Source organism: Acinetobacter sp. UBA5934, assembly GCF_002430855.1.
Classification (GTDB): domain Bacteria; phylum Pseudomonadota; class Gammaproteobacteria; order Pseudomonadales; family Moraxellaceae; genus Acinetobacter.
The window spans coordinates 15014-27499 of sequence record NZ_DJDC01000100.1 but is presented as its reverse complement, the minus strand read 5'-3'; the positions used below and the strand labels follow the sequence as shown (position 1 = coordinate 27499).

Annotated in this window: 9 protein-coding genes; 8 read left to right on the top strand and 1 reads right to left on the bottom strand. The window is 39.0% G+C overall.

The genetic code is table 11. The features are described 5' to 3' along the window. Window position 1: 1 nt before the first annotated feature. Window positions 2-1294 (top strand): histidinol dehydrogenase, encoded by a 1293-nt coding sequence (hisD, locus tag B2Y23_RS07275; RefSeq protein WP_291369936.1) that lies wholly within the window; start codon window positions 2-4, stop codon window positions 1292-1294. Window positions 1295-1412: 118 nt separating this feature from the next. Continuing rightward, window positions 1413-2504 (top strand): histidinol-phosphate transaminase, encoded by a 1092-nt coding sequence (gene hisC / locus B2Y23_RS07270; protein WP_291369934.1) that lies wholly within the window; start codon window positions 1413-1415, stop codon window positions 2502-2504. Window positions 2505-2587: 83 nt separating this feature from the next. On the opposite strand, the gene B2Y23_RS07265 is transcribed toward hisC, so the two are convergent. Then, entirely contained in the window at window positions 2588-3940 is a 1353-nt protein-coding gene (locus B2Y23_RS07265; protein ID WP_291369932.1) for a chorismate-binding protein, read from the bottom strand. A 255-nt stretch (window positions 3941-4195) separates the two neighbouring features. Between B2Y23_RS07265 and B2Y23_RS07260 the strand changes: the two genes are divergently transcribed. From B2Y23_RS07260 to B2Y23_RS07235, 6 genes are all read left to right on the top strand, one after another. Beyond that, complete coding sequence (locus B2Y23_RS07260; RefSeq protein WP_291369930.1) at window positions 4196-5257, top strand: DUF6160 family protein; 1062 nt, start codon at window positions 4196-4198, stop codon at window positions 5255-5257. 198 nt (window positions 5258-5455) lie between these two features. Continuing rightward, entirely contained in the window at window positions 5456-6295 is an 840-nt protein-coding gene (locus B2Y23_RS07255) for a C39 family peptidase (protein WP_291354275.1), read from the top strand. 46 nt (window positions 6296-6341) lie between these two features. After that, window positions 6342-7577: a hypothetical protein gene (locus B2Y23_RS07250; protein ID WP_291369928.1), complete on the top strand. Its 1236-nt coding sequence runs from the start codon at window positions 6342-6344 to the stop codon at window positions 7575-7577. A 12-nt stretch (window positions 7578-7589) separates the two neighbouring features. Then, window positions 7590-9254, top strand: coding sequence for an OmpP1/FadL family transporter (locus tag B2Y23_RS07245; RefSeq protein WP_291354277.1), 1665 nt, complete (start codon window positions 7590-7592; stop codon window positions 9252-9254). Window positions 9255-9286: 32 nt separating this feature from the next. Beyond that, window positions 9287-10456 (top strand): putative pilus assembly protein FilE, encoded by a 1170-nt coding sequence (gene filE / locus B2Y23_RS07240; RefSeq protein ID WP_291354278.1) that lies wholly within the window; start codon window positions 9287-9289, stop codon window positions 10454-10456. A 21-nt stretch (window positions 10457-10477) separates the two neighbouring features. Next, window positions 10478-12439, top strand: a complete 1962-nt coding sequence (locus tag B2Y23_RS07235) for a hypothetical protein (RefSeq protein ID WP_291354279.1) — start codon at window positions 10478-10480, stop codon at window positions 12437-12439. The last annotated feature ends 47 nt before the right edge of the window (window positions 12440-12486 follow it).

Here is a 12486-nt window from a genome sequence, read left to right as displayed (position 1 = left end):
ATTGATGCGACGTTTATCGACACAAGATCAAAACTTCAAGCAGGCGTTTGCTGACTTGTTGGCTTTTGAAACCGTGAATGATCCTGAACTTTTAAAAACTGTAGACCAAATTATTGCTGACGTACGTCAGCATGGTGATGCTCATGTTCTTAAATTGACTCAGCAGTTCGATCGACATCCAGCGCATCAATTTTCAGATTTAGAACTGACTCAAGAGCAACTTAAAGCAGCCTTTGAAGGCTTGACGACGGAAGTGCGTGAAGCTTTAGAATTGGCTGCAAACCGCATTCGTGAATTCCATCAGGCACAAAAACAGGATGGTTGGACGTATGTCGACGCTCTAGATAATACCTTGGGTCAGAAAGTGACGCCATTGGATCGCGTAGGGATCTATGTACCAGGTGGCTTGGCTTCATATCCATCTTCGGTGTTAATGAATGCTGTTCCTGCACATGTGGCAGGTGTAGGTGAAATTGTTATGGTGGTGCCTGCTCCAAATGGTGAACTGAACCCATTAGTCTTGGCTGCTGCCTATCTGGCTGGCGTACACTGTGTATTTACCATTGGTGGCGCACAAGCAGTTGCTGCATTGGCCTATGGTACAGAAACCATTCCACGTGTCGATAAAATCACTGGTCCAGGTAACCGTTTTGTGGCTGCGGCAAAACGTGCAGTATTTGGTCAGGTCGGTATCGACATGATTGCTGGTCCTTCAGAAATTCTGGTCTATGCAGAAGGGCAGAACAATGCCAAATGGTTAGCGATGGATTTGTTATCTCAAGCTGAGCATGACACTGTTGCTCAAGCTGTATTTATTACGCCTGATGAACAGCTTCTCAATGAAGTAGAACAAGCAATTGAAGAACATTTGCCAGCTCTACCAAAAGCAGAAATTGCCCGCACTTCAATTGCCAATCGTGGTGCATTAGTGCTTGTGAAAGATCGTACTGAAGGTATTGAGCTAATTAACCAGGTGGCACCTGAACATTTAATGCTGTGTCTGGATGAAGCTCAAGAAATGGCTGAAGAGATCCGTCATGCCGGTGCGATCTTCATGGGACGTTATACGCCTGAAGCGATTGGTGACTATTGTGCAGGTCCGAACCATGTATTACCAACATCGGGTACAGCACGTTTCTCATCACCACTGGGGGTCTATGATTTCCAGAAACGTTCAAGCCTGATTATGTGTTCTGAAGACGGTGTGAAAACCCTTGCGAAAACTGCAGATGTTCTGGCACAGCAGGAAAATCTGGATGCGCATGCACGCTCAGCACGTTATCGCTATCAGTAATTAAATACTTATATTGAATAAAAGATATTTCTCTCCCTTTGTGAGAGGTTAGGTAAGGGGAATTATTTAACCTCCCCCTAACCCTCTCCTATAAGGAGAGGGAATTTGAGAATAGAAAATGTCGAATATCACCACAGATCAAATGCGTTTTTGGAGTCCTGAAGTACGTGAATTAGAACCGTACACACCAGGTGAACAACCGAAAATCCAAAATCTTTTAAAACTCAATACCAATGAAAATCCATACCCACCATCACCTAAAGTAGTGGAAGCAGTTCAAGCGGTATTGGCAAATTCAGCAGATGTATTGCGCTTATATCCGGATCCGGATGCAACTGCCCTAAAACAGGCGATTGCTAAACAGCAACATGTTCCAGTAGAAAATGTGTTTGTTGGTAACGGTTCCGATGAAGTATTGGCACATATTTTTAAAGCATTTTTTGTGCAAGAATTGCCAGTGCTCTATCCGGATATTACCTACAGTTTTTATCCGGTTTACAGTCAGTTCTTTGGGGTAAAAACCAAAGTTTTACCGCTAAATGATGATTTTGAGATTTTGGTGGATGATTATAAACAGCCGAATGGCGGGATTATCATCACCAACCCAAATGCGCCGACCAGTATTGATTTAGGTATCGATGCAATTGAAGCAATTCTGCAGGCGAATCCAGATTCAGTGGTAGTTATTGATGAAGCATATGTCGATTTTGGTGCTGAATCAGCGGTGAAATTGGTTGAAAAGTATGACAACTTGGTTGTCTGTCAAACCACTTCCAAGTCTCGTTCACTGGCAGGTTTACGAGTTGGATTTGCGATTGCTCAGCCGCATTTAATCGCTGCCCTTGAAGCAGTGAAAAATAGCTTTAACTCTTATCCAATCGACCGTTTTGCGATTGCAGCTGCTGTTGCTTCATTTGAAGATCAGGAATACTTCGAAGCGCAAAATAAGAAAGTAATTGCCGGCCGTGAAAAGTTAGTGACACAATTGGCTGAGCTTGGCTTTAAAGTCTTACCATCGAGTGCAAATTTCATTTTTGCATCATTACCAAGCAAAGATGCAGCTGAGTTGGCCTCAGAATTGCGTGAACGTGGCATTATAGTACGTTATTTCAATAAACCGCGTATCAACCAGTTCCTGCGGATTACCATCGGTACGGATGAGCAAAACCAGCGTTTGGTTGATACCTTAAAAAACGATATTTTGGCGTGATTTAAATCCCTCCTAACCTCCCTTTGTTAAATGAAGGAATTCCCTCCTTTAATAAAGGAGGGTTAGGGTGGATTTTGCAAACATTATTTAGGTTTATACCAGGTATTGAGTAAATCCAGCATGGCTTTGACCTTATCAAAACATTCCTGATATTCAGCATCACAATCAGATGCAATGGTAATACCGCCACCGGCCCAAACAGAAACATCATCCTGATATTTTTGAATAGAGCGAATCAAAATATTCCATGAACCTGTACCATCAAAATTAAAATAACCCATCGAACCACAGTAAGCTCCACGTGGGGCACCTTCAAGTTCTTCTATAATTTGCATAGCACGAATTTTGGGTGCGCCAGTGATCGAACCACCCGGAAGCGCAGACATCAGAACATCAAAAGGATTAATATTTTTCTTTAAAGTGGCAGTGACTTCACTGACCATATGATGGACTTGATTAAATGACTCAATTTCAAAAAGTTTTGGTGTTTTAACTGAGCCTGTTTCAGCATATACACTCAAATCATTCCGTAGCAAATCCACAATCATCACATTTTCGGCTTGGTCTTTTTTTGAATGAATTAAGCTTTGCTTGGATTGTTCATCTTGTTCAGCATCTGAATATCGAGGCATAGTGCCTTTAATCGGTTTTGTGGTGATTTTCCGATCTGCTTCAAAATCAATAAACAGTTCAGGAGAGCAGCTTAATAGTTCAAAATCATTAATTTTAAGATAACCCGAATAAGGTGCATCAGTCAGTTGCCAAAATGCTTCCGCAGTATCTAACAACAAACCTTGTGCCTTAGCTTTAAATTCTTGAGTTAAATTAATTTGATAACAATCACCCGCTCGAATGTAATCTTGCACCTGTTGAAAGGCACTCGCATAGCGTTGTTTATTCCAGCGTGCAGTACAAGGTTGAGTGAGCGAGAAATTTTGATTGCCTTTATTTAGCCTGTTTTTGTTTTGCAAGGCGTCCTGAATCAACTGAAAAATCGTTTCCGCATCCTGCTCATGACTAAAAAACATCCAGCCTTGATCGGTCAGTTTAATATAGCTGTAATAAATGCCTAAAAATAAAGAGGGCTGATTTTTATGTTGAACGTTGACTTGTTGCTGGGCTGCCTCATCATAACTGATAAAACCGATTAAACCGCCATTGAAGTCAGGAGAATAGTTTTGCGAATAAGGCTTAAAAAAATGGTTTAAATCAATTAATTCAAAACTTTGTTGATATTGGTTTAATGATGTTCTACTAAATTTCTGAATTTTGGTGTTTTGTACAAGCATATATTCAGAAGCAAAAAGTGCAATTAGAGGTTGATTCACATTTTTTAAGTAAACCACATGGTTAAGATCTGATAGGCATAATAGAATTTCGGTAGGATTAAGCTGTTGTTTGGTCAGAAATTTTTTAAAAAAAACAGGCTTATTCATACGATGTTACTTTATAAATGCGATACATAGACAGGCTATTTTATAACATTGTGATGCATAAAAACTGTAAATACCGTTTGTCGGTAACATATGGATTACGACCAACAGCAGTTGAACAAAAAAGGACAGCCATATAACTTAACTAGGGCAAACCAGCTGCTCAAGGAAAGCCTCACTATTGTCAAAAAATAAAAAACAATCAGTGAAATCGAGTAGTTAACAATCAAAAAAATAATACTCTTGGGAGAGTACGAGATGAAAAACTTTACTAAACTTGCTTTAGTTTCTTCAATAGCAATTAGTGCAAATGCTATGGCAATGCAAGCAATGGATGATGCTTCATTGGGTGCTACAACTGGTCAAGATGGTATTAACATCGGGATTGGTATTTCTAGAATTACTATCGATAAATTATTCGTTCATGATAATGACGGTTTAAGTCCTAATCAACCAGGTGTAACTCCAGCAACTCCTTTAACTGCAGGACAAGCAGGTTTCGGTGGCACAAATACAGCTGGTGCTATTTCAATCAAAGGTTCAGCAGCTTCTGAAACAATTACACTAACCAATGGTTCTACTATTGATCGTAATGCACAAGGTATCTTCATTGGCGCAAACTATCAATCATTGTTAGGTACAGGTAACCTTGCGGATTTACAAATTGATAGTGATGCTGGTACAGGTGGTGCTAATTCAGCATTTATCAATATCGCGGCTCAAGTTTCAGGCTTGGAAATTCATATTGGTGAGATTGGTGTAACTAAATCTAATGCTGTTCCTGCTGCTGGCGCAACTTCAATTCGTCGTGGTGGTGATGATACTAACTACAATGCAATCTTAAGTGGTTTGTCTGTTAAAACAGGTAAAATGACTGCTAATATTCAATTGGGTGCGGCTCCTCAAGGTGCAATGATTAAACTAGACAGCAAAATGATTGGTGGTTTAGAAATCAAAAACCTAGGTATTTTGGATAACTCAACAAAAGGTGGTGTAGTTGCACAAGTTCCAGGTACTCCTCCAACTAATATTACTACAACAGGTCCAGGTGAAATCTTTATCGAAAGTATCAAGGTTGCTGATGCTAATTCAACAGACTTAACCATGAAAGCAAGTGTAAGTGTATTTGGCGAGTCGGCAGCGAACAAAGGCTTTGTGCGTATTGTAAGCACAAATGACAAAATTGATAACTACGTGAAAGGCATCCATTTAGGTAGCCGTACTGCTGGTTCTATTGGTGATGTAGAAGTTCAAGGTCTGCAAACATTCTATGGTGCTAGTTATACTAAAGGTTCAATGATCAGTATTTCTGGTCGTTAATTGTAATATAGAAAAAAGCGCGTGAAATCACGCGCTTTTTTTTACAAAAATAGTGTGAAATTTTTCAAAAAAACTAAAAAAAAGCTGTTTTTTTTTATAAAAAAGGTTATCTTCCTTTTTACATGGATGTAGAGCATAAGCTCTAGAAAAATAATGAACACTGGCACGTCATGCCGATAACTAGAAAAGTTAAAAGATATGTTAGAGATCGCACTAGGCTCGGCATTGATGTATTACGCTGCCAAAGAAGCCTTTGAAATTAAGAAGAAACCAGCGGAAGCTGTGTATTACACTGAAACTTTAGATTCTCGCCAAGATTCATTCACTCGAATGCATAGAGAGCCCGTCCTTATTAAACCTGCTGTAGAAGATCAATTTAGGGGTATTGTACGTCAAGCCTATGATTATAGCTGTGGATCGGCTGCATTAACGACGTTATTGAATGGTTATGTTGATGTTGGTGTGAATCTGACAGAACAACAAGTTATGAATGGGTTGCTTAAATTTGGTGAAACCGAGAAAATTGTCGAAAGACGTAGTTTTTCTTTACTTGATATGAAACGCTTCGTGGCTGCAATCGGTTTTGAAAGTGGGGGATATAAAGGCGAATTATCCGATTTAATTAAACAAGGTCAACCAGCCATTGTGCCAATTTCCTATGCAGGATTTAAACATTTCGTGGTTTTTAAAGCATATAAAAATGGACGCGTGTATGTTGCAGATCCGGCGCTAGGTAATATCAGTTTTGATGAGCAACGTTTTAAAGATATCTGGGAAAACAATACTCTGTTTTTGATTAATGTCGCACCTGAACAGAGAAAAAATTTATTGACACTGCGTGATTCAGATTTGCGGCATGTTGAAGATGCTACTGTGAATCGCTATGCTTTTGTTGATATGCAATATCCACAATTTTATATGGAAAAAATTGCAGATAAAGCTTCAACGATTCGTTTAGATAAGAATCTGAATTCAGAATCAGAGCAGTTTGGTGAGCCAACATATAATTTCTTACGTCTTTATTACAAAAGTAAATAACGTATAAAAGTAGCGGATTAAAAAAATAAAAATGGTGGGATGGAATATGAATCGTAAATGGATGAACAAAACTTTATTGGCTTTGAGTGTTCAAATGGCAATAGGGGTAGTATATGCAGCTGAGGAACCAGCACTTGGAGAATATGAAGTTGTAGATCAACAGGAAACTGAAGTTGAATCTACAGCACCACAGCCTACAAATGCGCAAACGGTAGCAGCCGTAAATGCTCAAGTAGAAGAGCCGTCTCTTGGTGAATATGAAGCTGTTGATGAACAGGTTGATGAGACGACCGTAACCTCACCAGCAGAGAATGGTGCTACTACTCAATCACAACCAGTCGATACACAATCACAAGCTTCTTCTGCATTACAACAGCAAGAAGGGGACGCAAGTAAAGAAGCGAACCTGCAGGAAGTGTTTACTTCAAATGAAAGACAATATTCATTAATTAAAAAAGGTGAAATCTCATCTTATTACGATATTGATTATACCTATTACCGTGATACCCAAATCGATGCTGAAATGTCTAAAGGTCAGCTCTATCAGCTTCGTGTTCAGGAAAATGCAACTCATACTGTTACCAATACATTTACTGCACAGTACGGCATTTTAGATAATTTGACCTTTAGTGCGTCATTACCTCTAGTTGCTAAAACAGACTTATTAAAAGATACCTCTACCGCAGGTTTAGGTGATATTTCTTTTGGCGCACGTTGGGAGCCATTTCCGTTAAAAGCAGGCAGATTGCCGCTGATTTTATTTGGTAATGTTTCAACCAAAACGGGTGATAGTCCTTATGAAATTAATGCAGCTGATGACTTAGCAACGGGTAAAGGTTATTACTCTGCAGGCATAGGTGCAAGTACACGTAAATATATTGATCCCGTTGTACTTTTCGCATCCGTTTCTGCCAATTATGGTTTTAAGGAAACCGGACTGAATCAGCGCCGTGGTACACGCGTGATTGATGAGTTTGAACCTGGAATTAGTGGTGGTTTTGCTTTAGGTTTCGCTTATTCATTTAATTATGACGTGTCTATGACCATGTCATATCAGCAAAGTTTTAATACCGGTTCGGAATTTACTTATACTTCGGGTGAAAGTTATTCACCAGCAGATCAGACCAGTTCAACTTTGGCAATTTCATTGGGTGTTCGTGTTTCACCTGAGACTATTGTCAATGGAACTGTGGGGATAGGGTTAACTGAAGATGCACCAGATGTATCTTTAGGTTTGTCTTTCCCACTTGATATTTTAGGTTTCGGTAAGAAACTACGCTAAGAGGGCAGTCGTATGTATAAGATTCGACTTCGCCCGTTAGCCGCAGCAATTATCGTATCGGGCTGTTCAAGTGCAACTTTCGCTCAATTAGGTACTAACTTATCTGTTGATATCAGATCATTGAGTATGGGGAATGCAGTTACTGCAGATCCTCCAGGAATTAGTGCAATTCATTTTAACCCCGCAGCCTTAACTAAAATCGAAGGCCTGCAAACCGATGTACAAGGGATTCTCGCGAATTTTGATATTCAACGGGAATTCTCAGTTCCTGCTGGTTATAACGTATTTGGCTATTCTGATGACCCGATGGTATGTAATGATGGGCCAGAGGTGTCTTCCGATTTATGTACAGACTTTAAAGGTACAGTGAATGGGGATGTAGAATACGTAAGTTTATATGTTCCTGTACTGAAAAAAATGGTTGATCTTGGGGAAGGTTTACCAATGGCAGCACCTACAGCAGGTATTGCCTATAATCCACCGGGCTCAAAAACAACTTTTGCAACGGCAATGTATGCACCGTTGGTTGCGGGTTTTGGTGCGGAAAATGGTAACCCTGGGAATTATATGGGGCAACAGGTTGCTCTAGAAAGGATTACCTATTTATCTCCATCTATTGCATATCAAGTGAATGACGAACTATCTGTTGGCGCTTCGGTTGGTATGTCTTATCAAGCGATTGGCTTAAAAACGGATTTACGTTTTCCGAATGAGTTAATTGGTATGTTGCGAATGATTGATGAAGTCGTTTGTACACCTTTTAAAGAAAATTCGGACATTATTACCGACATTCTGTTGCTAGGAATGTGTAATACCAATGAAGGTATGAATCCATTTGGCAAGTTCGGACAAATGCAGCTTGCTTTGGAGCAATCACTTAGCCCAAGTTATAACCTTGGTGTGTTGTGGGAACCAACTGATGATTTTAGCTTTGGTATGGTGTATCAAAGTGCTGCAAAAATGCGTTTAAAAGGTAAATATCACATTGATAACGCAAATGCTCCACGTGAGCTAATCAATGGTTTAATGTCATCACCTACGGGTCAAATTCTTGCTGCAATTTTAGGTTTTCCAAATTCTATACCGGCAAGTGAGTCTGGTCTGGTTTCAATGGATTTTGAATATCCAGCTCATTTTCAGGCCGGGATAAAATATAAGCTTTTACCAGATCTACAAGTTAATTTTGATGTAGGCTGGACTGATTATAAAGCTTGGGACAAGTTTAAGTTTGAATTTGACCGACAAATTTCAGCATTAAAAATTGCCAAATTACTTTCTGAAAATATTGGTGATTCTTCTCTTGCACTTCCATTAGGATTTACTTCACCATGGAATTTTGGCATAGGTGTGGAATATTCCGCCACAGATCGTTTGAAGTTACGTGCTGGATATGAACCTCGTAGCAGTGCAATTCCAGATAATAAGCGAAATACAATGGTGCCTATTAATGATGCACAATTGTTTGGCATGGGGGTAGGTTATCGTTTTGATGCAGATACTGATTTAGATTTATCAATTGGTTTTTTACGTAGTAAAGATAACATTCCAGCAAATACCAGTAGTTTGGCCAACCAAACAGGTGTGAATAATATTTTATTAAATCCATATGCGGGTTTAAATGTTAAAACGAATACCAAAGTCACAATTTTAGGATTGAACTACAGAACACGATGGTAGATAAATTGAAAATAATGAAAGGGAATTCATTGGTGAAATCGATACTTGCACTATGTATGGTGCCGGTATCTTTTTCGTATGCGGGCGAGTTTTATACTATTGTTGGGCCAGATGGCCGCCCTATGGTGATCCAGCAAAAAGCTCCACCTAAAAATCAAGTAACTGAAGTGAATAAATCTGCATCAGTTAATATGAGTAGTCAAGAAACGCAATCCATTAATCATTCCCCGAGTAATCATCCTGAAGTTAAAGCCATTACAATTCAGCCTAGACCTTCATTACAACTCCAGGGGGAAGATAAAGTAGCAATTCAAAATAACCAAAAAATTGTTCATCCTCATGTTGAAGCCGCTAAAATACCGCAAGCGACATATGTAAAACCTAAAAGTGATAAAAACGAAAAAGCTGTAGCACAGTCCCCATCTATCCCAAAAAAGCTGGAAGAAACTGCACAACTCGCTACTGATATTCCTAAAGAACTGAAAGAAGTCAAAAACGCAGAAAACTATGTCACGGTTGATGGTACGCAATATATAAAAAATGAATACCTTGAGGACAAGGAATTTAATCTGGAAGGGAAGAAGCGTTTTTATGCTATGCCTGAAGGCATTATTGATACCAAGCATGGAGTGACACGTTTGCAAATGGTGGAGCGTGAAAAAGGAGTAAGTAAATCCCTGCTGCAATCATTTTTTAAAAAGAATTCCAAACAGGAGAGTGGTCCAATTACCTTGTCAACCACTTATTATCGGGTTTCCCAAGCTGACGCGGTTGCAAGTTTAGGCCAACAATGTATTCAAGATAAAAAAATTAAAAATGCGAAAACTGTCAGTTTAGATAAGGAAGTTAATGTCTGGCCAAGAGCCCCATTAAAAGAACAATTTGATTTTGAAATTGTGAAGGTTGCCAATGCAATTCAGAACATTCAGATTAACTCTTATGCTTCTAGACAGCAAAATCCGACCTTTTATTGGCCTTTTGTAGTTTTTCTAGACACCAACGGATGTGTACTTGAGGGTGCGGGAGGTTTTAAAAATCATGAAGCTGCGGGATCATTTACTACACATGAAAAAATTGAAGGAATCATACATATTCCTTCTCAAAGCCGATATATGTTATTGACCCCTTTAGCCAGTGCAATAGATTTAGAAAACAAAGCACTTACTAACCAGGGTCAATTAAAATTAATAGCAATTCGCTAAGGATATAAGAAGAGAATTAGGATGAAAAATAAATATTTACTGCCTTTTACCTTGACTACATTGATGGCAGCTTTAAGTGGTTGTGGGGGGGAAAGTGCCAATATTATTCCTGAAGTCTATGATTCAAGTACGGAAAATGGTAGCTGTACCGTAGGTAGTGAGGGATGCGTAGAATTTGCATTAGATTATCCGCTTGATGGACTTAATTTTAAGTGTAGTAGTGATACTACTAATAGCTTTGTTTCTATTATGGATTTAGCCAATAATGTGGCTACAGGTAACTGTAGAACTGGTGACAAAGTCAATTTCTTTATAAAAGGCGAAAAAGATAAACAGATTAATCTGGGAACAGTAGATTTAAGTAAAATCGCACTCGTCAGTACGACGGGACAAATTCCACGTTTGACCGTTTTAGATATTGCGCAAGGGATCACAGGGCAGTCTGCAATAACTTTAAATCAGAATGATGCGACAGTTAAGGTGGCAATGAGTCTGGTCAAAATCTTGCAAACATTAGCCTTGCAAGATAATAAAATTGTTGAGCCGACGGACATTCAAGCTTTGTATATTACAGATGCAATGCGGACGAAATTGGATCTGATTTTAAATTCAGTTACGTCACAACAAATCATTAATGGTGAATACGTTACAATTATTAAGCCATGGGTTGATGTCAGTGCAATCACGGATGATCAGGCATTTGAAGTAGTTAAAAAATTAACAACAATTGCCAATGCTGCAGTATACCAACCAGAATTTTCTTTATTTTCTACCACGGGAACAATTGGTAACTTACTGTCGGGTTCGGATGGTTTGGTCGGTTGTAATAAAGATACCTGTATTACAACCGATACATCAACCAAGTTTTTATTTGGGCACTTCATGTTAATTACTGACCGGCAGGGGTATACGCTAGGTAGTGGTTTACAATGGCGAGGTACAATTGCTAAATCGTTATCTACCCTAAGTACGGTTAATGCTGAATTGATCCGTAATACAAAACCGGTACGAATGACTGCAGCAGCACAATCTCATTGGATTAATCCGATCAGCAAACGGATTGACCAAGATTATCAGTTTGATGTGAGTGATGTAAACTCACAACCTCTAATCATTAATCAGGGCAAACTCTACAATGATTATATGATTGCCGGAAAAGAGAGTTTTTATAAGTTACTAACCCAGAAAACCACACTGACAGCCGATGATTTACTGGATTTGGGCCAATGGCATCAAAATATTAATTCAGGGGAAATATATAAAGGTAGTTTAGACCTATATAAAATTTTCCCTATTACCTATTTAGATAAAAAAGTCTTTAAGTCGATTAATAACGTGGCCCTTGGGGACAAGTATGTGTTCCCGCTGTATGCTGATTTAACATTTAAATTCACAGAAAAGTCAGTCTCTGATGTGAAATTAGGAATTGTTATTGACCGTAATGGTGATATTCGTACCAATATGAAGCCTGGTTATACTGAAAATGATATGTCCACAGATGCGGTAAATGGTTGTAGTAGTGAGGATATACTTCCAAGTTCATTTAAGGATATAAATGATGTACAGCAATACCGTTTAGGTACAATTGCACGTACCTTCACACCAGAGCAATCGATTTCCATGCGTATGATTTTAGCTGGCGAAACATTTGCTAAAATTGATGGGGCACTGGTTGGAATGAACTCTACTATTAAAACATCGTCTGATTCATCATCTGAAAGTATCGTGGTCGGTGGTGCATTGTTACGTTTGACCAACCTGCTGGATCCATCAGTACCAACAGGAACCCGGCCATCAACTGTAAGCTTTACCAATTCAGACAATACAGCCGTGAAATGGGGCAATACGCTAGCGAGTTTTCAGGGCATCTATAATATAAACAATCCAAGTCTGGTAACAGCGAATGATACTGCGCTGGCAAAACTGAATGGGGGGACTGTGGAAATGTCTTTAGCTCCATGTTATACAGTCAGAACTAAATAAAGTGAACAATAAAAAGCCCATCACATGATGGGCTTTTTATTGAGTTG